General features: G+C 62.8%; 26 protein-coding genes. 13 read left to right on the top strand and 13 right to left on the bottom strand.

Translation table 11 applies throughout. The features are described from left to right. The first annotated feature begins 17 nt into the window (after positions 1-17). From AC4DF4_RS07430 to nagB, 3 genes are read left to right on the top strand one after another with little or no spacing between them, the layout of a single operon-like run. On the top strand, positions 18-1,397 hold the full coding sequence (locus AC4DF4_RS07430) for an ROK family protein (RefSeq protein ID WP_490047482.1): 1,380 nt from the start codon (positions 18-20) through the stop codon (positions 1,395-1,397). A gap of 4 nt (positions 1,398-1,401) precedes the next feature. Then, positions 1,402-2,289, top strand: coding sequence for a PIG-L deacetylase family protein (locus AC4DF4_RS07425; protein ID WP_490047481.1), 888 nt, complete (start codon positions 1,402-1,404; stop codon positions 2,287-2,289). Continuing rightward, complete coding sequence (nagB, locus tag AC4DF4_RS07420) at positions 2,259-3,029, top strand: glucosamine-6-phosphate deaminase (RefSeq protein ID WP_490047480.1); 771 nt, start codon at positions 2,259-2,261, stop codon at positions 3,027-3,029. The genes AC4DF4_RS07425 and nagB overlap by 31 nt, the downstream gene beginning before the upstream one ends. Positions 3,030-3,039: 10 nt before the next feature. Here nagB and AC4DF4_RS07415 read toward each other — a convergent pair whose 3' ends face one another. Together AC4DF4_RS07415 and AC4DF4_RS07410 are read right to left on the bottom strand one after the other, a co-directional pair. Next, positions 3,040-3,240, bottom strand: a complete 201-nt coding sequence (locus AC4DF4_RS07415) for a hypothetical protein (RefSeq protein WP_490047479.1) — start codon at positions 3,238-3,240, stop codon at positions 3,040-3,042. Positions 3,241-3,260: 20 nt separating this feature from the next. After that, positions 3,261-4,064, bottom strand: coding sequence for a hypothetical protein (locus tag AC4DF4_RS07410; protein WP_490047478.1), 804 nt, complete (start codon positions 4,062-4,064; stop codon positions 3,261-3,263). Between the two features lie 17 nt (positions 4,065-4,081). On the opposite strand from AC4DF4_RS07410, the gene AC4DF4_RS07405 reads away from it, so the two are divergent. Next, entirely contained in the window at positions 4,082-4,453 is a 372-nt protein-coding gene (locus AC4DF4_RS07405; protein WP_490047477.1) for a hypothetical protein, read from the top strand. A gap of 4 nt (positions 4,454-4,457) precedes the next feature. Here the strand turns inward: AC4DF4_RS07405 and creC are convergent, their stop codons facing one another. Both creC and AC4DF4_RS07395 read right to left on the bottom strand, forming a co-directional pair. Then, on the bottom strand, positions 4,458-5,645 hold the full coding sequence (gene creC / locus AC4DF4_RS07400; protein WP_490047476.1) for a two-component system sensor histidine kinase CreC: 1,188 nt from the start codon (positions 5,643-5,645) through the stop codon (positions 4,458-4,460). A 115-nt stretch (positions 5,646-5,760) separates the two neighbouring features. Continuing rightward, complete coding sequence (locus AC4DF4_RS07395) at positions 5,761-6,054, bottom strand: response regulator (RefSeq protein ID WP_490047475.1); 294 nt, start codon at positions 6,052-6,054, stop codon at positions 5,761-5,763. A 172-nt stretch (positions 6,055-6,226) separates the two neighbouring features. On the opposite strand from AC4DF4_RS07395, the gene AC4DF4_RS07390 reads away from it, so the two are divergent. Both AC4DF4_RS07390 and AC4DF4_RS07385 read left to right on the top strand, forming a co-directional pair. After that, positions 6,227-6,373, top strand: a complete 147-nt coding sequence (locus AC4DF4_RS07390; RefSeq protein ID WP_490047474.1) for a hypothetical protein — start codon at positions 6,227-6,229, stop codon at positions 6,371-6,373. Beyond that, entirely contained in the window at positions 6,336-7,562 is a 1,227-nt protein-coding gene (locus tag AC4DF4_RS07385) for an ATP-binding protein (protein ID WP_490047473.1), read from the top strand. The genes AC4DF4_RS07390 and AC4DF4_RS07385 overlap by 38 nt, the downstream gene beginning before the upstream one ends. Positions 7,563-7,674: 112 nt before the next feature. Here AC4DF4_RS07385 and AC4DF4_RS07380 read toward each other — a convergent pair whose 3' ends face one another. Then, complete coding sequence (locus AC4DF4_RS07380) at positions 7,675-8,196, bottom strand: adenine phosphoribosyltransferase (RefSeq protein ID WP_490047472.1); 522 nt, start codon at positions 8,194-8,196, stop codon at positions 7,675-7,677. Positions 8,197-8,266: 70 nt separating this feature from the next. On the opposite strand from AC4DF4_RS07380, the gene AC4DF4_RS07375 reads away from it, so the two are divergent. From AC4DF4_RS07375 to AC4DF4_RS07365, 3 genes are all read left to right on the top strand, one after another. After that, positions 8,267-8,626, top strand: a complete 360-nt coding sequence (locus AC4DF4_RS07375) for a hypothetical protein (RefSeq protein WP_490047471.1) — start codon at positions 8,267-8,269, stop codon at positions 8,624-8,626. Further along, complete coding sequence (locus AC4DF4_RS07370) at positions 8,560-9,171, top strand: SUMF1/EgtB/PvdO family nonheme iron enzyme (RefSeq protein WP_490047490.1); 612 nt, start codon at positions 8,560-8,562, stop codon at positions 9,169-9,171. Before AC4DF4_RS07375 ends, AC4DF4_RS07370 begins: the two co-directional genes overlap by 67 nt. 208 nt (positions 9,172-9,379) lie before the next feature. Next, positions 9,380-9,688 carry a four helix bundle protein gene (locus AC4DF4_RS07365; RefSeq protein WP_490047470.1) on the top strand — a complete coding sequence of 103 codons (309 nt, stop codon included), beginning with the start codon at positions 9,380-9,382 and terminating at the stop codon, positions 9,686-9,688. 187 nt (positions 9,689-9,875) lie between these two features. On the opposite strand, the gene nadA is transcribed toward AC4DF4_RS07365, so the two are convergent. Genes nadA through AC4DF4_RS07345 form a run of 4 tightly spaced genes read right to left on the bottom strand, consistent with a single transcriptional unit; the run spans position 9,876 to position 13,111 of the window. Beyond that, entirely contained in the window at positions 9,876-10,811 is a 936-nt protein-coding gene (nadA, locus tag AC4DF4_RS07360) for a quinolinate synthase NadA (RefSeq protein WP_490047469.1), read from the bottom strand. A 23-nt stretch (positions 10,812-10,834) separates the two neighbouring features. Then, positions 10,835-11,677: a bactofilin family protein gene (locus tag AC4DF4_RS07355; RefSeq protein WP_490047468.1), complete on the bottom strand. Its 843-nt coding sequence runs from the start codon at positions 11,675-11,677 to the stop codon at positions 10,835-10,837. A 41-nt stretch (positions 11,678-11,718) separates the two neighbouring features. Then, positions 11,719-12,285 carry a bactofilin family protein gene (locus AC4DF4_RS07350; RefSeq protein ID WP_490047467.1) on the bottom strand — a complete coding sequence of 189 codons (567 nt, stop codon included), beginning with the start codon at positions 12,283-12,285 and terminating at the stop codon, positions 11,719-11,721. 49 nt (positions 12,286-12,334) lie between these two features. Continuing rightward, complete coding sequence (locus AC4DF4_RS07345) at positions 12,335-13,111, bottom strand: tetratricopeptide repeat protein (RefSeq protein WP_490047466.1); 777 nt, start codon at positions 13,109-13,111, stop codon at positions 12,335-12,337. Between the two features lie 164 nt (positions 13,112-13,275). On the opposite strand from AC4DF4_RS07345, the gene lpxB reads away from it, so the two are divergent. Both lpxB and AC4DF4_RS07335 read left to right on the top strand, forming a co-directional pair. Continuing rightward, positions 13,276-14,409: a lipid-A-disaccharide synthase gene (lpxB, locus tag AC4DF4_RS07340; RefSeq protein WP_490047465.1), complete on the top strand. Its 1,134-nt coding sequence runs from the start codon at positions 13,276-13,278 to the stop codon at positions 14,407-14,409. Between the two features lie 56 nt (positions 14,410-14,465). Further along, positions 14,466-14,633 (top strand): hypothetical protein, encoded by a 168-nt coding sequence (locus AC4DF4_RS07335; RefSeq protein WP_490047464.1) that lies wholly within the window; start codon positions 14,466-14,468, stop codon positions 14,631-14,633. Between the two features lie 6 nt (positions 14,634-14,639). Here AC4DF4_RS07335 and AC4DF4_RS07330 read toward each other — a convergent pair whose 3' ends face one another. Next, a complete protein-coding gene (locus tag AC4DF4_RS07330; protein ID WP_490047463.1) occupies positions 14,640-15,266 on the bottom strand; it encodes a RibD family protein in 627 nt (208 codons plus the stop codon). 160 nt (positions 15,267-15,426) lie between these two features. Between AC4DF4_RS07330 and AC4DF4_RS07325 the strand changes: the two genes are divergently transcribed. Together AC4DF4_RS07325 and AC4DF4_RS07320 are read left to right on the top strand one after the other, a co-directional pair. After that, complete coding sequence (locus AC4DF4_RS07325) at positions 15,427-17,013, top strand: sulfatase family protein (protein WP_490047462.1); 1,587 nt, start codon at positions 15,427-15,429, stop codon at positions 17,011-17,013. A gap of 106 nt (positions 17,014-17,119) precedes the next feature. After that, positions 17,120-18,952: an SLC13 family permease gene (locus AC4DF4_RS07320; protein ID WP_490047461.1), complete on the top strand. Its 1,833-nt coding sequence runs from the start codon at positions 17,120-17,122 to the stop codon at positions 18,950-18,952. A 22-nt stretch (positions 18,953-18,974) separates the two neighbouring features. On the opposite strand, the gene AC4DF4_RS07315 is transcribed toward AC4DF4_RS07320, so the two are convergent. The 3 genes from AC4DF4_RS07315 to AC4DF4_RS07305 all read right to left on the bottom strand — a co-directional run. After that, on the bottom strand, positions 18,975-19,412 hold the full coding sequence (locus AC4DF4_RS07315; RefSeq protein WP_490047460.1) for a hypothetical protein: 438 nt from the start codon (positions 19,410-19,412) through the stop codon (positions 18,975-18,977). 133 nt (positions 19,413-19,545) lie between these two features. Further along, positions 19,546-20,541, bottom strand: a complete 996-nt coding sequence (dusB, locus tag AC4DF4_RS07310; protein ID WP_490047459.1) for a tRNA dihydrouridine synthase DusB — start codon at positions 20,539-20,541, stop codon at positions 19,546-19,548. A 261-nt stretch (positions 20,542-20,802) separates the two neighbouring features. Next, positions 20,803-21,153: hypothetical protein (locus AC4DF4_RS07305; protein WP_490047458.1), on the bottom strand; the 351-nt coding region annotated here is incomplete at its 5' end.

Here is a 21,153-nt window from a genome sequence, read left to right as displayed (position 1 = left end):
TCCCACCCCTGATCGCCATGTCGTCATCACTCCAACCTGCCATCAAAGCCCCGCTCGACCCCGGCTTCCTGCCCGCGGTCCTGTTCAACCGTCATTACGTGCAAACCGCCCGCGCTTCCAGGCAGGCCGTACCGCTGGTGCTCGGCCTCGAGCGCGAATGCGGGCTGGTCTCGCGCTTCGAGACGGTCGTCAATCCCACCGCGGATGCCGAGACGCTGCTCTACGTCGAGCGCATCGTGAAATTCCTGCTGTGGGCCCGTGGCGGTTGGAAACTCCACGTCGGCGGCCCCAAGGTCATCGGCGAATTCATCCGCAAGACCTACTCGGCCCGCGGCGCGCGCAAGTTCGATTGCCAGATGATGGAACTTGCCTATGGCAAGAAATTTGAAGTCGTCCTGACCACCGCTAACAAGGTTCCCGCGGCCAAGGACATGCAGGTCGCCGCCGGCGGCCATCTCAAGGGCTGCCGCATCGGCTTCGACCTTGGTGCCAGCGATTACAAGGTCTCCGCCGTGGTGGATGGTGAGGCGATCTTCACGGAAGAAACCCCGTGGGACCCGAAGAACCAGGCCAACCCGGAATACCACTACCACAACATCTCCGCCGCGCTCCACCGCGCCGCGGCGCGCATGCCGCGCGTGGACGCCATCGGCGGCAGTTCCGCGGGCATCATCGTGGACAACGAAATCCGCGTGGCCTCCCTGCTGCGGTCGATTCCCAAGAAACTGTTCCCGCAAGCCGCCGCCGTCTTCAAGCGCATCCAGAAAGAATGGAACGTGCCGGTCGTGGTGATGAACGACGGCGACGTCACTGCCCTCGCCGGCGCACTCTCGCTCCAACAGACAGGCATGTTGGGCGTCGCCATGGGATCGAGCGAAGCCGCCGGTTTCATGGATAAAAAAGGCCGCATCCTCGGCTGGCTCAACGAGCTGGCATTTGCTCCTGTCGATTACAACCCGAAGGCCGCAGCCGATGAATGGTCCGGCGATACCGGCGTCGGCGCCTTGTATTTCTCGCAGCAAGCCGTCAACAAGCTGCTGCCAGCCGCCAAGATCAAGCTGCCGGCGAAAATGGATCTACCGGAACGCCTCGTGGAGGTCCAGAAACTGATGGCCGCCGGCGACGAACGGGCCGCGAAGATCTATGAAACCATCGGCGTCTATCTCGGCTACTCGATCCCGCATTACGTCGATTTCTACGACTTCGCGCACATGCTCATCCTCGGCCGCGTGACCACCGGTGCCGGGGGGGACATCGTCCTAACCAAAGCGCGTGAGGTTCTGGACTTGGAATTTCCGGAAGTCGCCTCCAACATCGCGATTCACGTGCCGGACGAGAAGACCCGCCGCGTGGGCCAGGCCGTGGCCGCCGCCAGCCTGCCAAAAACCAAGAAATGATTTTATGAAACTGCACCATTCCACCGCGGATATTTTCATTCCCGACCACCAGCCCGAGGCCGAGGCGTTCCGTCGCATCACCCACCTCGGGATTGGCGCCCATCAGGACGATCTCGAGTTCATGGCGTTTCACGGCATCCTGACCTGCTTCGCCAGCCCGGAAAAATGGTTCGGCGGCGTGACCTGCACCAACGGCGCCGGCAGCTCACGCTCCGGCCCTTACGCGGCTTTCACCGACGGGCACATGATGACCATCCGCCGCCAGGAGCAAAACACCGCGGCCGTGATCGGCGGCTATGCGGCGATGGTCCAGCTCGACTATCCTAGCAGCAGCGTGAAAAGCCCGTCCGCCCAGGAGTTGAAAAACGACCTCAAGGAAATCCTCCTCGCGAGCCAACCCGAAGTCGTCTACACCCACAATCCCGCGGACAAACACGACACCCACATCGGCGTCACCATCGCCGCCTTGCAGGCGATGCGCGAACTGCCGAGCGAACAACGGCCGAAGCAGGTCATCGGCTGCGAAGTCTGGCGCAACCTCGACTGGCTGCCGGACTCCGACAAGGTCCTGATGGATGTGAGTGGCCGCGACAACCTGGCCGCCGCCCTCAATGGCGTTTTTGACTCACAGATCGCCGGCGGCAAGCGCTACGACCTCGCCACCCTCGGCCGCCGCGCCGCCAACGCCACGTTTTTCGATTCCCACTCGACCGACCAAGCCACCCAGCTCATCTTCGGCCTGGACCTCACGCCGCTCGTCGCCGACGAGACGATCGACATCGCGGATTACACCTGCGAACTCATCGTGCGATTCCAAGAAGACGTTAGAAACAAACTCGCCGCCCGCTTGGGCAATGCCTCATGGAAATCATCATCCGAGAAACTGCCGTAAGCGCCACCGGCATCGCCGCGCGCATCATTGCCAAGCTGCTGCGGGACAAGCCCAACGCGGTGCTCGGCCTCGCCACCGGCAGCACTCCCCTGCTGCTCTATCGAACGCTCATCGACATGAAGCTCGATTGGAGCAAGGTCACCACCTTCAACCTGGACGAATACATCGGCCTGCCGCGCGAGCATCCGCAGACCTACCACAGCTTCATGTGGGAAAACCTGTTCCAGCACGTCAATATTTCCAAGGACCGCGTCCACATCCCCGATGGCAACGCCGCGGACATCCCGGCGTCCTGCGCGGACTACGAAGCACGCATCCGCGAAGCCGGCGGCATCGACTTACAAGTGCTAGGCATCGGTACCGACGGCCACATCGGCTTCAACGAGCCGACCTCGTCGCTGGCCTCGCGCACCCGCATCAAGACGCTCACCCGCCAGACGCGGGAGGACAACGCCCGCTTCTTCGGCAGCGAGAGCGCGGTCCCGCACCACGTCATCACCATGGGCATCGGCACCATCATGGAAGCGCGGACGAACCTGTTGTTAGCCTTTGGCGAAAACAAGGCCCGCGCCATCGCGGAAACCGTCGAGGGCCCGATCACATCGGTCAACCCGGCCTCCGTCCTGCAAATGCATCCGGTGGTCAAGGTGTGCCTCGATGAAGCGGCCGCCGGCGACCTGAAACGGGCGGACTACTACCGCTGGGTTTACGACAACAAGCCGGCGTGGCAGACATTCTGAGTGGCGGACCTCACGCCTGCGGTTCGCCCTGTTTTCGCTTGGGCTCCAGCAGCTCCAGGTAGTTCGCCGCGGCTTGGCCGAGATCCGACTTCGGATCGATGTCGCGCATCCTTTCGAGCAACGGCTTCACCGACGGCTTCTTTTCGGGCCACCGCTGATAGAGCGCGAAACGGGCGGCGATGCACAGGCCACGAAAAGCATAACGGATCATCAGCGGGAGTGGGTGAGTGGTTATTGCAGCTTGCGCCCGTAAACGCGGATGCCTGCGAGGTGGAAGAACTCGTTGCGATCGTCATCGCGCTCCGCTTTCACGTAGAGAACCCGCGTCGCCTTGCCGGAAAGCGGGATGCGCCACGGGCCGACCGGATCGGTGGTTCGGAAAACTTCAGTCCAAGTGCCGCCATCTTCGGACACCGAAACTTTCAGCGGCATCTGGCGGTGGCTGTTCTGGCCGTAGTCGGTGCCGAGGATGACGATGCCGCTGACATCGCCGAGTTTGCCAAGCCTGACCACCGCATTCGGCGCAAACCACAGCTTCGAGGTCGATTGTATGCCGAGCACTTTTTCAAAGAAACCCAGCGCCCTAACCGGATCCTCGCCGAGCGCCTTCGCCTGGGCGTCCAGCGCCTTGTCGTAGGCCCACATCACCGGCCCGTCCTGCTTCGCGATCATCTCGTGATGCTTCAGGAAAAACGCCTCGCGCCGATCCGCAGCCAGCGCCTTCATCGCGGGCTCCTGGATCCGGGAGAGTACCTCCCAAGCGCTTTCCGGATAGGCGGCAAGCGCCGTGGAAACCGCCTTTCCGATGATCTCCCATGATTCGGCAGTCGGCTCGCGCGAGTCCTTGAGGAAATCCACCGACTCGATCCAAACGGGGAAATTGAACGGCTGGGCCTCCAACGCGGCGGCGTAGGCCAACTCGGCATGCTCAGGGTTCTTTTCCTTCAATGCACGAGCCTGCCAGACATGGGCCATGCATTTCGCGTAGGTCTCGCGGTCGCCCAGCACCTTTTCCTGGAGGACGAGCTGGATCATGTTTCACCAACAAAACCGTGCCTCAACGGCGCGACCAATTCCTGTCCTCGTGGCAGGAATTCGCGCCCGATGTGCCGTTCGCGGGATTCACCCTCGCCCAGTTCGAGGAGGAATCCACCAAGCCACTCGATGTCCGCAAGGAGATGGTGGATGCCAAAACCCAGGTCAAAGGCTTGAAGCGGAATCAAGCGGCGTTGCAAAACGGAAACAAAGGGGTCGCCGGTCCGCAAGGGCCGGCGGCCTTTCCGTTGGCTCTCCAACAAATCACGAGCGCGCCAGCAAGTGAATTCCCGGGTGGATTCAAGCCAAATGCCGAAATTCACCCGCAGAAAATCCCCATCGACGACCCGGATCTCGCACTGTTGGCTCCGGGGAAGAGCGATCTGTGATTTTTCAGACCGTTTGCGTGGATGGGGTCCTCGAGGAAAGGTGGCGCAGGGAATAGAAGCGCTCGAAGATTTTCTCCCGCGCGTAGTCCGGGACGCCGGGGCCGTGGTCACGAACGGATAGAACGACGTTTCCGCCGCGCGGCGAGAAGTCGATGGCGTTTTCCAACAGATTCGTCACCGCCGCGCGGAGGATGAACGAGTCGCCGCGCAGCAGGACGGGCGACGCCTCGGCCCGGTCGGCGAGCTGGACGCCGGCGACTTCCGCCAGCGGCCGCGCTTGGTCGATGGCGCGGGCGACGATGGCGTGGAAATCAACTTCATCGGCGGTCTCGAGGCTGGTCCGGCCCTCGATGGCGGAGAGTTCCAACAGGCGGTTGATCAGGCGCTCGCTACGGGCCGTCTCGGCGCGGATGTTTTCGAGGAAGCGTTTTCTAACATCAACAGGTATTTCCTCGTCGAGCAGTTCCGCCGCGCCGCGGATGGCGGCGAGCGGGCTTTTCATTTCGTGGGTGAGTGTCTGGATGTAGCGCTCGGCATAGCGGCGGCCTTCCAATACGTCGCGCATCGAGTCGAGCGCGTGGGCCAGCGTGTTGACCTCGCGGCCGATGCCGATCTTCGGCTTGGCCGGTCTTTCACCACGCTCGATGGCGCGGGCGTATTCGGTGATTTTCCCGATGGGATGGAACAGCCAGAGAAACACCGCGCCGATGAGAAACAGAATGCCGCCGCCGATCATCCCGCAGGCGGTGTAGATGATCCGCTGCCGTTCGCGCACCAACGGCAGCACGTCCGCCTGGGCTTTGTAAACGGTGAGCACGCCGTCGGGCTTGGCGGGATTTCCAACCGGCGCGGCGACGTAAAGCACCGAGGTTGTCGAATCGTTTTCACGGTCACGACTGCTGCGCGCGCCATACTTCCCGGCCAAGGTCCGCGCCACGTCACGCTTGGTCGCGTAGTCCTCGCCCTCGCGGCGGCCTCCGTCCGAGTCGAAAACCACCACGCCCTTCGAATCCGTCAGATAGACGTGAATCCCGACCGTCCGCTTGGTGTGTTCGAAAATCCGGGCTTCGATTTCCCGCCGATGCGCTCCGGCGAAAGCGTTGCGGAGTTCATCGGCTTTGAAGACATCGACGGCGACGACTTCCGCCAGCAGGTTCGCCGTGACAGTGGATGCGCATCGCGGACGTGTCATGGTGCAGGATCTGCGGGTTTCCGGAAGCCGGGGGCAAAGGAGTCCGAGTCTGCGAGCGGCGGAGGATCGCCCGCACCCGTGCCACGATTTCCCGCGGCGAAAACGGCTTGGTCACCTAGTCGTCGCCGCCGAGCTCGAGGCCGAGAATCCGGTCCACCTCGCCGTCACGTGCGGTTAGAAACAGCACCGGGATCGACGACGTTTCGCGCAGGCGGCGGCAGACATCGAGCCCGGTCATGTCCGGCAGCCCGATGTCGAGGATCGCGAAATCAAAAGCCTCCCGCCCCGCCGCCGCCAGGGCGTCCGTGCCGGTCAGCGCGTGGACGACTTCGAAACATTCCGTTTCGAGCGCATAAACGAGCGTGTCGGCGATCGCCGGTTCATCTTCAACCAATAGGACGCGGGGCATTCCTGATTCCAACCCCTCCCCGTGAAATGCCAATGAAGAAAGCGTGAAATTTCAAATCATCCCGTCGCGGCACCCAGCCTGATCGACAGCCACACGCCGGTCGCGTCGATGCAGACATTTGTGCTCACCGGGCGGCCTGACGCTGTTCTGTCCGGTCGGCGCATATGTGCTGATGAACCACTGGCAGCGGCGTGATGCGTTCGAGCGCGGCGGCTTGTTCCTCACGGGCGGCGGCGCGGTCGTCCATGTGTTGGAGGCGCGAAAAAGTTCAATCGGTGGGGATGGCGTGGACCAAGTGGCGGAAATCCGCCATCCGTGAAATGGATATTGCAATTTGGAACACTCCCCTCCAAATTGCACGCATGACTTGGAGGCGCTTGTCAGAGCCACGCTTGGTGGAGTTGTCGAAAGAATTTCCGGCGGTGGTCGTGGTGGGTGCTCGTCAAGTGGGGAAGACCACCTTGGCTCGGGCGGCCTTTTCCGAAGCGGCGTATAAGGATTTGGAGTCGCCGTTGGTGCGACAGAGGTTTGCGGAGGATCCGGCGCATGAGCTGGGGCAGCTCGGAGGGATGACGATTTTGGATGAAGCGCAGGCGGTGCCTGAATTATTCCCGGCGTTGCGCGGAGCGATCGATGCGAGGCGCGCCGACGGGCAATGTCATTTTTGCATTTTGGGTTCCGCCCAGCCTGCGTTGATCCAGGCAGTTTCGGAATCGTTGGCCGGGAGGATCGGTTGGTTGGAGTTGGATCCGCTGACGGCGGCGGAAACCGGTTTGCCGCTGGCGGAGCACTGGCTGGCAGGTGGTTTTCCGGAAGCATTGCGCGGGAATTTCCGAAACTGGTGGGAACCCTACCTCTCCACGGTGCTGCAACGGGATCTTGCGGCCTACGGTTTCCGTCCGGATGCGGTTTTTCTGCGCCGCTTGCTGACGATGCTTGCGACGCAACAGGGCGGACTGCTGAACATGTCGGCGCTGGGAAGCTCGCTCGGCGTGAGTCACCACACGGTGGAGCACGGTCTGAATTTATTGGAAGGCGTGTTCCTGATCCGCCGCTTGCCGGCTTTTTTCCGCAACATCCGCAAGCGTTTGGTCAAGGCTCCAAGGGTTTACATTCGCGATACGGGTCTGCTGCATCATCTGCTGCATATCTCGACTGCCGCGGATCTGGACAATCACGCGGGTCGTGGTGCGAGTTGGGAGGGTTTCGTGATCGAGGACATTGTTCGCCGGGAGTTGTTGGCGCATCCATTCACTCAATGTTCCTTCTGGCGCACCGCGACGGGGCTGGAAGTGGATTTGGTGCTGGATCGAGGCCCCCGGAGAATCGCCATCGAGATTAAGGCGAACAGCGCGGGAAACCCGCACGATGCCAGGAAACTGGAAGCCATGCTCGATGACATCGGAGCCTCGGAAGGCTGGCTGGTCGGGATGGGTGGGGAGTCCATCCAGCTCAATCAAAGAGTCAGGTCGGTGTCCTTGGATCAAGTGCCGGATTGGTTGCCATGAACGCCTCAGAACCCCACACCGATTGGATTCCTCAAATCACCGGTATCCCTGAACCTTCCATGATCGTCATGCCAATGTTATCCACGCCGCTGCTGTTGCGGCGCAAAAGAGTTTAGTAGCTGAGGATGGCGTGGACCGGGTGAGGCGCGAGCTTGGCGCGGCCCTGGAGGAAACCTAACTCGATGAGGACGGAGATGCCGACGATGTTGGCACCGAGTTCGTCGAGGAGTTTCACCGCCGCGGCGGCGGTCCCGCCGGTGGCTAGCAGGTCATCGACGAGCAGGATGGACTCGCCGGGGAGGATCGCGTCCTCGTGGAGCTCGACGATGGAGTCGCCGTATTCGAGCGAGTAGGCGGTCTGGCGGGTTTTCCACGGCAGCTTGCCCTTTTTGCGGACGGGGACGAAGCCCGCGCCGAGGCGGTCGGCAACGGCGGCAGCGAAGATGAAGCCGCGGGCGTCGATGCCGACAACCTTGTCGATCTTCACGTCGCCCGCCGTTTCGCAGAGCAGGGAGATGGACTCGCGGAAGAGTTTGCCGTCGGCGAGGATGGGGGTGATGTCCTTGAAGATGATGCCGGGTTTCGGGAAATCGACGACGTCACGGATGGCGGCGCGGAGGGAGTCGGCTTTCATTTCGACCGGAGGCTAGGCGACGCGGGCGGGGATGGGAAACGCTAAAAGGGTGACACGGGCATTCGACTCCATGCTCGTCGGCAACATCAACAACGCGAACGACGCGGCGACGGGCTCGGTCTACGGCGCGGTGGCTTACGCCTACAGCATCGCGAAGAACGAGACGACCATCTCGCAGGATGCCGAGTTCCTTAATGCGGCGGCCAAGACCGACAGCTACGGGCTCTACAGCACGTTCATGACCACCAGCAGCATCAACGGCATTTCGCGGAGCGGTTCATCCGGCGCTTTCACCTATTCCGTGGCGGCGGACAGCGGCAACAGGCCGATAGCTGGTTCGATGCGGCGCGTTTTTGCAACTGGCTGCAGAACGGCCAGCAGACCGACGCGGGTGCGGCACTCACGGCGGAATCGGGAGCCTACACGCTGAATGGCGCGACCAGCGGCGCCATCACCAAGAACGTGGGAGCCACGGTCTGGATACCGAGCGAGAGCGAGTGGTATAAGGCAGCGCATTATGCCCCGAACAAGGGCGGTGCCGAAGTCGGCGGCTACTGGGCGCAGGCGACGCAGAGCGATACGATCACGACCAACGACATCGGTGTGGCGGGCGCGGCGAATTACGGCGATGCGAATGGATACGCGATTTACACGGGAGGCGTGTCATGGGCAATCACGAATGTCGGCGCGTATGGTCTGAATTCGGACAGCGCGTATGGGACCAACGACCAGGCGTGGAACGTGAAGGAGTGGAACGATGCCGTGGTTGGTGGTTCGTCGCGCGGGCTGCGTGGCGGCGCGTGGGGCAGCAACTCCGACTTCCTGCCCGCGTCCTACCGCCTCGACGACGCGCCCTCGAACCATTACTTCCTCATCGGGTTTCGTGTCGCCAGTGTCCCCGAGACCTCAGCAGGCCTGTTGACGATGTTGTCAGCTAGCGCGTTGCTTACCAGAAGACGTCGTTCTCCCCTTTGATCTTTTGCTCTTTCACCCTTTTTCTTCCTCTTCGTAGGTGGCGCGCTCTCGCCGAAAGCGCAGGCCAATGAGGAGGGTTGTAGCGGCGGTCTGCGACCGTCGATAGCGAGTGAAGAAGCGCGTAAGCTCTTTCTCACTGGCTGCGACGCTCATAGAGACGCCGCTACAAACCCCTCCGCCGCAGGCGGACGAAATTTGTTTGCACAAAATGAAGCCACTTGGTCCCGAAGCCCCCGTCGTGCTGGTAAAATGGTATGACTACTCCAAATGGCTGCTGGAGCGCGTGGAGAACTTCCCCAAGAGCCAGCGCTTCGTGCTCGGCCAGCGGCTGTCGGAACAAGCGATGGATGTGCTGCGCTGGACCGTCCGCATGGCCAAGGACCGCAAGCTCTTCACCGCCGCGCAATTCGAGTTCAGCGCCCGCGCCCTTCCGCGACCGGGTGGTCCATCATGCGCAGGTTCGGGTGCTGGAACCCTTGTTCGAGCCGCGTTTCCTGGAAGATGGAAGCGCGAGTGAAGGCCGTCCCCGGTGCATGGACTGCGGGAACAGGGAAGCCCCGCCAGCGGCGCCAGCACTTGGTGGGAAGACTGCTTGAAGTGTTGCCCTGAGCTTGATCTGAAGATTGTTCATCCACTCCATGGCGGGATGAACACAAGAGGCGAAATGAATTTCGCGGTCCGTTGGTAGGACCGCGATAACCACGTCACTTCGACTGCTCAAGCATCCGCTGCAACGGCAGCTCGGCTCGGGCGCGGAGGGATTCCTCCATCTCCACGCGGGGCTGGAGGGTGTCCAGGCAGTCGCGGAGTTTCTGAAGGGTGTTCATTTTCATGTAGCGGCAGTCCGCGCAGGCGCAGCGGTCGGTGGGGCCGGCGATGAGGTTCTTGTCCGGACACTCCTTGCGCAGGCGGTGGAGCATGCCGCTCTCGGTGACGACGATGATGTCCTTGACCGGCGCGTTCTTGCAGTAGCTCACCATTTTCTCGGTCGAGCAAACCTCATCGGCTAACAAGCGGACGGCCTGGGTGCACTCGGGGTGGGCGACGACGAGGGCGTCCGGGTATTCGGCTTTGATCTTGTTGATCGAGTCGCGGGTGAACTCGACGTGGACGTAGCAGTTGCCTTTCCACAGGTCCATCTTGCGGCCGGTCTGCTCCATCACCCAGGCGCCGAGGTTTTCGTCGGGGACGAAAAGGATGGGTCTATCTGCGGGCGCGAGGTTGACGATTTTCACCGCGTTGCCGGAGGTGACGATGACGTCGCAGAGGGCTTTGACGCCGCCGGAGCAGTTGATGTAGGCGATGACGTAGTAGTTCTTTTCCGCGTTCGCCTTGAGAAAGGCTTCCAGCTGGTCGGCGGGGCAGGATTGTTCGAGCGAGCAGCCGGCGTCGGCGTCCGGGAGGACGACGATTTTTCCGGGGTTCACGATCTTGGCGGTCTCGGCCATGAAGTGGACGCCGCAGAAGACGATGACGTCGGCATCGGTGTCCTTGGCATGATAGGCGAGGCCTAACGAGTCGCCCACATAGTCTGCGACGTCCTGGATGTCGCCGGTCTGATAGTTGTGGGCGAGGATGACGGCGTTCCGGGCCTTTTTGAGGGCGAGGATTTCCTCCTTGAGATCGAGGGCGGCGGGCATGGCGAAATTTGAAATTTGAAATTTCAGATAGGAGAAGTCGCGACGGGCTCGGGGATCATCTCGATGGTGCCGGTGTGTTTGGCGCCGGGTTTGACAATGAGCGAGGTGGTGCGGACGAGGCCTTGAAGGTGGGCGCGCTTTTCGAGGGTGACGGGGCCGGAGCAGGAGATCTGGCCGCGGACGTTGCCGTCGATGAAGGCGCTGGCGGCGGTGACGGGATTGAGAAACTCGACGCGCGAGCCTTTTTCGACGCGGAGGTTCCGGCATTGGACGTCGCCGGTGATTTTGCCGTGGCTGCGGATGATCAGGTCGCCGGAGCATTCGACCGAGCCGGCGAGCTCGCCAAGGACGGTTAGGTTGTGACACTTGAGGGTGACGCCGGAGACTGTTCCGGATTTCTGGATCACGACGTCGCCACAGGTCTGGATGCGGCGGTTCCAGTGCTCGGTGATGTCGTAACTGAGCAGGCTGATGTAGCCGCTGCATTTCGGGCACTGGCTGGACTGGGCGTCGCCGACAGTCGAGTAAGAGTGACCGCAGCCGAAGCAAGTGATCTCGCGCGGCGGCTTGGCGGGGTTGAAGAGCCGCATCAGGAAGGACTGCGGCACCGGCACGACGGGGCCGCGGCGGAGGAATGGCTGCGCGGGCGCTTGCGGCGGCGGCTCGGGTTCCGGGTCGGAATCCTTGCGCGGCACGGCGAGCCGGGTGACCGGGTGTTTCCTAACGACACCTTTGCCTTCGCGGACCTGGAAATTGGCGCGGCAGGCCCGGCATTGCGTGGAAACCACGAGTGCGGGCTCGAACTGCAGTTTCCCGCACTCCGGGCAAGCTACCTCGATGCGATGGCGCTGGGGCTCATCGGCCATGGCAGTATGGATGGGATTTCGAAGGAAGCCGCTTCGACAAGTTAGAGGGAGGTGCCGGCAAGGGTGCCTTGTTTGGGGGGCTCGGGCGCCGGAGCGACTTTGTTAGCGGCCGGCTGTTGGGCGGCGGCGGGCTGGGCGGCCGCGACCGCCTGGGCGGGGGTGCCGACGGTGGATTTCCCGACGAAAATGGCGCCGGCCTCGATGGCGAGGGACTTGGCCTTGATATCGCCGATGACTTCGGCGCTGGCCTTGAGTTCGACACGGTCGGCGGCGGTGATGTTGCCGTGAACCTTGCCGTAAACGACGACGGTCGCGGTTTTGATCTCCGCCTTGATGCGGGCGTTTTCGCCGACGGTGAGATTGCCGTCGGAGGAGATTTCGCCTTCGATTTTGCCGTCAACGACGAGGTCGTTGGTGAACTTGACGGTGCCTTTGATTTCCACGTCGGTGGAGAGGAAATTGCGGGTGGCGGCGGGCGCGGGCCGGGCTGCCGGGACTGCGGGCGAGCCGTAGGCGGGTGAAACTGGCTCCGGGTGGCGGATTTCCGGAAGGGGTGGAGCGGACCGCTGGGATTCGCTGTTGTCTTGGCCGATTACTTTTTTAAACACGGGAGGAAACTATGGTTGGAGTTATGATGATGTCAAACTGATGCAAGGTTTACGGCTCGGGCGCAACCGGAATTTCTGCTTTCGGAGCGGAAGGCGTGATGGTCACTCCGGGTGGCAGAGCGGCTTTGATTGCAGCCGACGGATCCGCTGGTGCGGCCGCAGCGGGTGGTGCCGGCGGCGGCTCGATTTCAACCGGAGGCTTGGTCTTCAAGATGGCCAGGCGGCGGTTGGCGGTGTCGGCGAAGCTGGTGTCGGCATTTTTCGCCTTGGTGTAGGAGGCTTCGGCTTTTTCGAGGTCGCCGGCGTTCTTGGCAATGTCGCCGAGGGAAATGAGGGCGAAGGGAGCGATGAAGCTGGCGGCCGGATCGGCGGCGAGTTCTTCCAAGATTTTCGCGGCGTCGCCGGATTTGCCTTGGGCCATCAACTTGGAAGCGAGATTGGCTTTGGCGGTCGGAATCGCCGGATGCTCGGGCGAGTCGGCGATGAATTTACGCAGGGTGGCGACTGCGTCGTCCTGCTTGCCTGCGGTCCATTGGCTGTTGGCGAGGAGGACCATCGCGCTGCCGGCGGCGGTGGTGCCGGCATGTTCGGCGACGACGGCTTGGAGCGCGGCGAGGTCTTCGGCCTTGGTGAGTGCGGCACCGGCGGTTTGCTGGCGGCTGGTTTCCACGCCGCGGTAAATCACCAGCGCCACGGCTCCGATGGCGAGAAGGATGGCAAAAACGACGATGCCTTTCTGATTGCGGTCGAGGAACGCTTCGAAAGCGTTGGGGCCTTGTGAAATTTCAGCAAGCGGGACGGGAGATTCGGTGAGATCGGCGGACATGATGGGGATGCGCAAAGCTGCGGGGGCCGATCAAAGCGGCAGTGGCGTCGAAATCAATGCGGAACTCGGGAAGTTTGCCGATTTCCGCGAATTGGGGGCGAGTCCGGGGCGGCGGGTGGGTTTTTAATGGCCAGAACCGGGCGGCTTGCCTAGCCTGCCGCCGCATGTCGAAACGGGTTTACGTGGTCGCGGGGGAGCTGAGCGGGGATGCGCACGGGGCGGGATTGCTGCGTTCCCTGGTGGAAATGGTGCCGGACTTGGAAATCCACGGCGCGGGCGGCCCCGAAATGGCGGAGATCGCCGGGCCGGGCTTGCGGGACTGGATCGAGGACGCCGCGGTGATGGGCGTCTGGGAGGTTTTGAAACGCTACGGCTGGTTCAAACAACGGTTCGCCGAAATGCTGGCGGAGTTGAAAAAATTCCAGCCGGACCTGCTCCTGCTGATCGATTATCCGGGCTTCAATCTTCGCTTTGCCGAGGCCGTGAAACGCGAGTGCCCGCAGACCCGGATCATTTATTACATCAGCCCGAAAGTGTGGGCCTGGAACAAGCGCCGGATTCCGGTGATGGCGCGGGTGCTGGATGAAGTGCTCTGCCTGTTTCCCTTCGAGCCGCCGATTTTCCAAAACGCCGGCCTGAAATCGACCTTCGTCGGCAATCCGCTGGTGGACGAGCTGGAGGAAAAACGCCTTCCGAGCGCGCAACGCGACGAGCGGCTCGTCGGCCTGTTTCCCGGCAGCCGGGAACGGGAAGTCGCGCGCTTGTTCCCGATGATGATCAGCACTGCGAAGCTGCTGAAATCCTCCGACGCCGCTTTGAAATTCGAAGTCCCCGCAGCGTCCGCGAAGCTGGCCGAGCAGATCCGCGGCCTGATGGCGGAGGCAGGGGCGGCGGATCTGATCACGGTCACCACCGGCGGCAGCCACTCGCTGATGCAGCGGGCCTGCTGCGCGGTGATCGCCAGCGGCACCGCGACGCTGGAGGCCGCGTATTACGGGCTGCCGTATTGCCTCGTCTATCGGGTCGCTCCCCTCACCTATTTGCTGGCGAGGGTGCTGGTGAAAATCGAGCACATCGGTCTGGTCAACATTCTCGCCGGGGAAGGCGTGGTCGAGGAATTGATCCAGGCGCGGGCGGAGCCGGTGGCGGTGGCGCGCTCGTTGAAAGAATTTCTGAACTCCCCGGCCAAGCGCGAAGCCTTGCAGGCGCGGCTCGCGGAAACGTCGGCCAAGCTCGGTGGAAAAGGCGCTCACCAACGCGCCGCCCGCGCGGTGGCGGGCTGGCTGGCGCGGCCGTGAATTTCCACCGCCTTGGGGGTTGCGTTTCGGCGGCGACTGGCTATTGAAGCGGCGCGATGAAATCATTCTCGATCCTGCTTGTGACCGTTTCCTTGTTTGCCGTTTCCTGCGAGCGCCATGAATTCGAGGGCCCCCAAGGCACCAAGCAGCTCAATGAAAATCACGCCGCCGCGCATGACGAACACGCGGCACCTGCGGAACACGCGGATAAGCCGGCGCATTGAGGCGGATCAACCGCGCGTGTAGCTGAGAAAGCACTCCCCGGTCGCCGGTCGCGGGTCGAAGCGGCTGATTTCAAAACCGACCGATTTCGGCAGAAACTCCGCGGGAATCCCGGTCGCCGTGCTGGCCGCGAAGCCGCCGAACAGCGTGTGTCCGGCGAGCGTGAGGTGGAATTCATCGATCACGTCCAGCTCCGCCAGTGCCCGGACCAGCTCGCCGCCGCCCTCGCAGTGGAGATGGCGGACGTGGTGCTCGGTCGCCAGCGTTTCGAGAAATCCCGCGAGCGTTTGGCGGTGGACCGTGACATTTAATTCCACATCACCCGCGAAATCGCCGGTGACGAGCAGGTGGATCTCGCCCCCGGGTTTGCTGAAAACCGGGTGCGCCGGATCGAGCTTGCCCGACCGCGAAACGACGCAGCGCAGCGGTTGCACCGCTTTTCCGGGCACCGTCAGCGTCATCCGGTCGGCCTCCAGCGTGCCGCGCCCGACCAGGATCGCGTCGGCATTTCCCCGCAATTCCAGCAGCCGGGCGTGGTCGTCGCGCGAGGTCCAGCCCGACGGCCGGGCCGGCGATGAGGAAATCTTCCCGTCCGCCGAGATGGCGAGATTCGTCGAGATGCGGGGGCGCGGCATGCCCGAGCATAGCCGCTGCCGGCCGTTTGCACAAACCCCGTTCTTCATTCCTTCCACACGCAAGCTTGCTCTGGCAGCTCGGGATGATTGTCTTGGACAAGAACCGCGATGGTTATTTTCAACACGATGCATGACACCAAGCCGCTTTTCCCACGAATTCATGAGAATCCATCAAATCGCTAGAATCCCGCTATCCACCAGCATGCGGTGCACCGTGAGCATCCCGGCCGTGTGCCTTGCCATGACGGCTCTCGCGGCGACCGCGGCGGAGAGCATCCCCGCGAAACCCAACATCCTCATCGTGCTCGCCGATGACCTCGGCTATGGCGACGTCGGCTGTTACAATCCCGAGGCGAAGGTCCCGACTCCGCGGCTGGACCGGCTGGCGGCCGAGGGCATGCGTTTCACCGACGCCCACAGTCCGGCCACCGTTTGCACGCCCTCGCGCTACAGCCTGCTCACCGGGCGCATGGCCTTCCGCATTCCCTACACCGGCAGCGTGTTCACCGGGGTGGAAGGCCCCTGCCTGATCGAGAAAGACCGCCTCACCCTGCCCGGCCTGCTGCGCGGGCAAGGATACCACACCGCGCTCTTCGGCAAATGGCACATCGGCCTGACCTTTCTCGATCACGAGGGCAAACCCGTGCGTGGCCATGGCATGGACGCCGTCAGGCAGGCGGATTTCTCCCGCCCTATCCCCGACGGCCCGCTGGCACGCGGATTCGACCGGTTTTTCGGCACCGCCTGCTGTCCCACCACCGACTGGCTCTACGCATGGATCGAGGGCGACCGCGTGCCGGTGCCGCCTGTTAAATCATTAGACCGCGAAACGCTGCCGGATCATCCGTGGGCCTTCGACTGCCGCGAGGGACTCATCGCGCCGGATTTCGACATGCAGGAAGTGGATGAGGTCTTTCTCAAGCGCAGCATCGCCTATCTGGAGGAACACGCCGCCAAGCGCGCGGGCCAGCCGTTTTTCCTGCTCCATTCCGCCCAGGCCGTCCACTTGCCATCGTTTCCGGGACGCGCTTACCGCGGCAAATCCAAAGCCGGTCCGCATGGCGACTTCATCCACCAGTTCGATGCGACGGTCGGCTCCCTGCTCGACACCCTCGACCGCCTCGGCATGGCGGACAACACGCTCGTGCTCGTGACCAGCGACAACGGCCCGGAGGTGGGCACCGTGCTCGCCATGCGCGGCCAACACCAACACGACGGAGCCCGGCCATGGCGCGGCATGAAGCGCGACAACTGGGAAGGCGGCCACCGCATCCCGCTCATCGCCCGCTGGCCGGGCATCACCCCCGCCGCCAGCGTCTCCTCCCGCACCGTTTGCCTCACCGACATTCTGGCCACCGCCGCGGAAATCACCGGCACCGATCTGCCGGAGAACGCCGGCGAGGACAGCGCCAGCTTTCGCCCGCTGCTGTTGGGACAAGACAAACCGACACGCCCCTATACCCTGCACCAAACGTGGAATCTCAGCCTCGCGATCCGCCAGGGCCCGTGGAAACACCTCGATCACAAAGGCTCGGGCGGAAACTCCCTCAAAACCTACCCCGCCCTGCGCGCGTTCGAGATCCCCGACCAGGCACCCGGCGCGCCAGGCCAGCTCTACAATCTCGCCGAGGACCCCGGCGAAACCACCAATCTCGTCGCAAAAACGCCTGAACGAGCCGCCGCCCTCAAGGCGTTGCTCGACGAATCCCGCCGCACCGGCCGCAGTGTCCCGCGGCACGGCAAGTGATCGCCCCGACAGCGTCACGTGCCGGCCATTTTCCGTTATCCTGACCTTGCCAAACCGCGCCGGGCCATTCAAGGGTCGCCGCGCCTCACGCGGGGCCTTTTATTTCATGACTCTTCAGATCGGCCTGACCTTGGCGGTTATCGTGATCACCCTCATCGCCTTCATCCGCGAATGGGCGGCGCCGGATGTCATCGCGCTTTCGGTGCTCTGCCTGGTGGTGGCGCTCGGCTTGGTCGATCCCGGGAAAATGACCGATGTTTTCCGAAACGAGGCGCCGCTCACCATCGCCGCGCTGTTTGTCATCGGCGGCTGCCTGGAGAAATCCGGCGCGGTCGATCACATCGGCCGGATGCTGCGCGACCGGCTTTCCGGCAACACCCGGATGGCGATCCTCGCCTTCTCCGTGATCACCGCGTTTTTCAGCGCGTGGATGAACAACACCGCCATCGTCGCCATCATGCTGCCGGTGACCCTCGGCTTCGCCCGCTCGAAAAACATCGCCGCCTCGCGCCTGCTGATGCCGCTTTCCTACGCCTCGATCCTCGGCGGATGCAGCACGTTGATCGGCACCTCCACCAACATTCTCGTCAACGGCACCCTCCGCGACATGGGGATCAAGCCGATGACGATGTTCGAACTCGCGCCGCTGGGGATTCCGCTCGCCATCTGCGGCATCGCCTACCTGACGATTTTCGGCCCCAAGCTGATTCCCGCCCGCTCGTCCATCACCGGCGCGCTGGAAATCGACAGCCGCACCTCGCCTCTCTATCATCTTCTCATCGGTGAAAATTCTCCTCTCGTGGGCAAGCCGCTCGCCGAGACTCCGCTGGCGGACCGCGCCATCGGCATCCACGTGATGGAAGTCCGGCGCCGGGGCGCGCGGTTGATGATTCCCTTGTCGAAAATCGTGGTGGAGAAAAACGACCGCTTTCTCGTCGCCATCCACCGCCGCCGCGGAGGCGCGGCCAAGCCCGACACGCTGTTCCAATCCATCGGCGCGCAGGTGCTTTCGACCGTGGACGGCATCGTCACCGAGCTGGTGGTCCGCGACGAGTCCACGCTGCTCGGCAAGACCCTCGCCGAAGCCGATTTCCGCCAGACTTATAACTGCGTGGTGCTCGCCCTCCATCGCAACGGCGTCAACATCACCAGTCGCATCGCCGAGCTTTCCCTGGACGTCGGCGACACCCTGCTGGTCATCACCGCGCTCAACAACCTCGACGCGCTCGACGCCACGCGCGACTTCATCCTCACCGATTCGCCGGAGGATCTGCCCGCAGAAGTCCACGTCAAGAAAGTCACGCCGCACGTGATCTGGTCGTGGGCCGTTCTCATCGGCGTCGTGCTCACCGCCACGCTGACGGATGTCCTGCACGGCTTTTTCCCCGCCATCCCGATCATCCCGATCCACTACGCGGCGATGGTCGGCGCGCTGCTGCTGTTATGGATGAAAATCATCACGCCGCGCGAGGCTTACACCAGCATCGACTGGCAGGTGCTGCTGATGCTCTACGGCCTGCTAGGACTTGGGATGGCCATGAAGGAAACCCACACCGCCGAGTGGCTGGCGCGGGCCTTGGTGGATCTCACCGAGCATTTTGTTTCGCCTCAAAACCTGCCGATCGTCCTGCTCTGGCTCGTCTTTCTGCTGACCATCTGCCTCACCGAGGTTCTTTCAAACAACGCCACCGCCGTCATGCTGGTGCCCATTGTCTTCACCCTTGCCCAAGAGATCGGCGTGAGTCCGCGGCCCTTCCTGATGGCCGTCACGGTGGCCGCATCGACCGCCTTCGCGCTGCCGATGGGCTATCAGACGCACATGATGGTTTATGGTCCGGGCGGTTACCGCTTCAGCGATTTCCTCAAGGTCGGCATCCCGTTGAATGCCATCTGCTGGGTGGTTTCCTGCCTCTTGATCCCGATCATCTGGCCGTTCTGAACCGCGTGCGGATCGCAAGCGCTCACGGGACCGGGCCGGCCGGGGGCAGATGGGGCGGGCGTTTCCACTGCATCAGCACGTTTGCCACGAGGATCAGCGATCCGCCGACGAGAAGCTGTGTGGAAAGATGTTCGTTAGGATAGCTGCCGCCGATGAACTCGCCGAGCATGGCTGGCAGAAACAAAACGTAGATCGCGGTGAAGGCCGGCTCGGTGGTGTAGATAAGACCTGCCTCGGTGTAGGCGAGGGCGTCGGCTTGCAACCACATCGCGCTGCCTCCCCAGAAGTCGATGACGAGGCCCTGGCGGATTTCAAGGCGGGTCGGGAATTTCCGTCCGATCAGGAAAGGCGCAAGGATGGCCACGCCGAGTCCGAAACGCGCGACTTGCAGCCACGCGGCGAGAAACAAACTCGAAACGCCCGGCATGCGGGCCGCTTGCTCGACATTAAGCACCTTCATCAGGGGGGAAGCTCAGCCCCCATAAGGCGCAGGCGATGATCAGGAAAAATACGGGCATGTTGCAGTGGAGACCATGGGATTTCCAGCACACCCGGCAAGCCGTTAAATTCGCCGACCGCCGCGAGACCGGCCATCACAATTCCGCCAGCTCGACCTTGCCGAGCGAAAGCGCCGCGAGGTCCTCGACCTCCGCGACCGATGTCACCTGGCAGAGCTTCTGCCGCAGCTCCTTGGCGCCGGCAAACCCCTTGCAATACGCCATCAGCCGCGAGCGCATGGCGGTGAGCGTCTGCTTTTCATTACCATTCCGGCGGCTTTCCACCGCCAGCCTGCAATGCCGGATGACCAACTCCCAGCGCTCCTCGACGAGCACGTCCGGCAGCAGCCTGCCGGTTTCCAGGAAATGTTTCGCCTCGCGGAACACCCACGGATTCTGCATCGCCGCGCGGCCGATCATCACGCCGGACACCGCGGTTTCCGCCCGCCGCCGCAGCACGTCCGCGCCGCAGGTGATGTCGCCGTTGCCGATGACCGGGATTTTCACCGCCCGCGCCACCGCGTCGATCACCTCCCAGTTCGCCTCGCCGCCGTAGCCTTGCGAGCGCGTCCGGCCGTGCACGGCGATGGCCTGCATACCGCAGTCCTCGAGGATTTTCGCGACCTCCACCGCGTTGATCGAGGTTTCATCCCAGCCGATCCGCATCTTCGCGGTCACCGGCACCTGGTCGCCCACCGCTTTCGCCACTCCGGACGCGACGGCTGCCAGAATCGGGCAGTCCTTGAGCAGCGACGAGCCGCCATTGCGCGCGACCACCTTGTTCACCGGGCAGCCGAAGTTGATATCGATGAAATCCGGCTCCTTCCAGGTGATGATTTTCCTGGCCGCCTCGCCCATCCGCTCGCCGTCCGCGCCGAACAGCTGCACGCCGACCGGCCGCTGCTCGTCGGTGAACTCCGTGTATTTCCGCGTCCGCTCGTCCGCCTGCATGATGCCCTCCGCCGAGACGAACTCGGTGACCATCACGTCCGCGCCGAGCTCCTTGCAGATCTGGCGGAAAATCACGTCGGTCACCCCGGCCATCGGCGCGAGGTAGAGCGGGAAGCAATTGTTGGAAAACCACGGAAGCACGCGAGAAGCTACAACTCCCACGACCTGCGCGTCCATCCCGGATCAATGTGCCTTTGAAAACCGCCGCCCAACCAATTCTTGGCAATGCGGCCCGGCCAGCTACGCTCGCGGCGAATGAAAGCCGCCGTGAAATCTCCGGATTCAGCCAAATCCCGGCGTCTTGCGAGCATTCCTCCCTTCGGCGTTTCAGCCCTCCCCAAACTCCCCTTTTCCCCGGCCCCGCACGTTTCAATCCGAAAACCGAAGTTGGATGATTTTGGGCTAAGCGGCGCAGTGTTTTTGCTCGGGTCCGCCGCCTGCTGTCTCATCTCTAGGTGGCTCGGGCGGCAACTTCGGCGAAGTTGCTCCTGGCCATTGTGAAATGTTGTCCAGCAGCGGTTTATGCTTTTCGAGACCACCCCAACTTTGGGCGATGTAAAGCACGGGCGTGCGGCTCCGATTCCCCAATAACGCACCGCCAATGAAAACCGCCGCGCGTAACGTGGCGGGGCGCTTGAAGCCTGCTTTGCGCTGCTCCGGGGCGCTGGCGTGTTGGTAAAGGCTCAGCAGATTGTAGGTGAAGCACACACTCAGGAACGCACTCTCGGTGGCGTAGAAGTCCTGCATGCAGAA

Source organism: Luteolibacter sp., assembly GCF_058122085.1.
This window is presented reverse-complemented; position numbering and strand designations above follow the sequence as displayed.

What these genes read in the sequence shown, in the direction of transcription:
- AC4DF4_RS07395 (WP_490047475.1), bottom strand. Translation starts at nt 6,054, where the DNA reads ATGCCCCGCGTCCTATTGGTTGAAGATGAACCGGCGATCGCCGACACG.
- AC4DF4_RS07355 (WP_490047468.1), bottom strand. Translation starts at nt 11,677, where the DNA reads ATGGCCGATGAGCCCCAGCGCCATCGCATCGAGGTAGCTTGCCCGGAG.
- AC4DF4_RS07430 (WP_490047482.1), top strand. Translation starts at nt 18, where the DNA reads ATGTCGTCATCACTCCAACCTGCCATCAAAGCCCCGCTCGACCCCGGC.
- AC4DF4_RS07410 (WP_490047478.1), bottom strand. Translation starts at nt 4,064, where the DNA reads ATGATCCAGCTCGTCCTCCAGGAAAAGGTGCTGGGCGACCGCGAGACC.
- AC4DF4_RS07415 (WP_490047479.1), bottom strand. Translation starts at nt 3,240, where the DNA reads ATGATCCGTTATGCTTTTCGTGGCCTGTGCATCGCCGCCCGTTTCGCG.
- AC4DF4_RS07380 (WP_490047472.1), bottom strand. Translation starts at nt 8,196, where the DNA reads ATGAAAGCCGACTCCCTCCGCGCCGCCATCCGTGACGTCGTCGATTTC.
- nadA (WP_490047469.1), bottom strand. Translation starts at nt 10,811, where the DNA reads ATGCCCGCCGCCCTCGATCTCAAGGAGGAAATCCTCGCCCTCAAAAAG.
- nagB (WP_490047480.1), top strand. Translation starts at nt 2,259, where the DNA reads ATGGAAATCATCATCCGAGAAACTGCCGTAAGCGCCACCGGCATCGCC.
- AC4DF4_RS07365 (WP_490047470.1), top strand. Translation starts at nt 9,380, where the DNA reads ATGAAGCCACTTGGTCCCGAAGCCCCCGTCGTGCTGGTAAAATGGTAT.
- AC4DF4_RS07320 (WP_490047461.1), top strand. Translation starts at nt 17,120, where the DNA reads ATGACTCTTCAGATCGGCCTGACCTTGGCGGTTATCGTGATCACCCTC.
- AC4DF4_RS07315 (WP_490047460.1), bottom strand. Translation starts at nt 19,412, where the DNA reads ATGAAGGTGCTTAATGTCGAGCAAGCGGCCCGCATGCCGGGCGTTTCG.
- AC4DF4_RS07385 (WP_490047473.1), top strand. Translation starts at nt 6,336, where the DNA reads ATGGCGTGGACCAAGTGGCGGAAATCCGCCATCCGTGAAATGGATATT.
- lpxB (WP_490047465.1), top strand. Translation starts at nt 13,276, where the DNA reads ATGTCGAAACGGGTTTACGTGGTCGCGGGGGAGCTGAGCGGGGATGCG.
- AC4DF4_RS07390 (WP_490047474.1), top strand. Translation starts at nt 6,227, where the DNA reads ATGAACCACTGGCAGCGGCGTGATGCGTTCGAGCGCGGCGGCTTGTTC.
- AC4DF4_RS07345 (WP_490047466.1), bottom strand. Translation starts at nt 13,111, where the DNA reads ATGTCCGCCGATCTCACCGAATCTCCCGTCCCGCTTGCTGAAATTTCA.
- AC4DF4_RS07425 (WP_490047481.1), top strand. Translation starts at nt 1,402, where the DNA reads ATGAAACTGCACCATTCCACCGCGGATATTTTCATTCCCGACCACCAG.
- AC4DF4_RS07375 (WP_490047471.1), top strand. Translation starts at nt 8,267, where the DNA reads ATGCTCGTCGGCAACATCAACAACGCGAACGACGCGGCGACGGGCTCG.
- AC4DF4_RS07335 (WP_490047464.1), top strand. Translation starts at nt 14,466, where the DNA reads ATGAAATCATTCTCGATCCTGCTTGTGACCGTTTCCTTGTTTGCCGTT.
- AC4DF4_RS07330 (WP_490047463.1), bottom strand. Translation starts at nt 15,266, where the DNA reads ATGCCGCGCCCCCGCATCTCGACGAATCTCGCCATCTCGGCGGACGGG.
- AC4DF4_RS07325 (WP_490047462.1), top strand. Translation starts at nt 15,427, where the DNA reads ATGAGAATCCATCAAATCGCTAGAATCCCGCTATCCACCAGCATGCGG.
- creC (WP_490047476.1), bottom strand. Translation starts at nt 5,645, where the DNA reads ATGACACGTCCGCGATGCGCATCCACTGTCACGGCGAACCTGCTGGCG.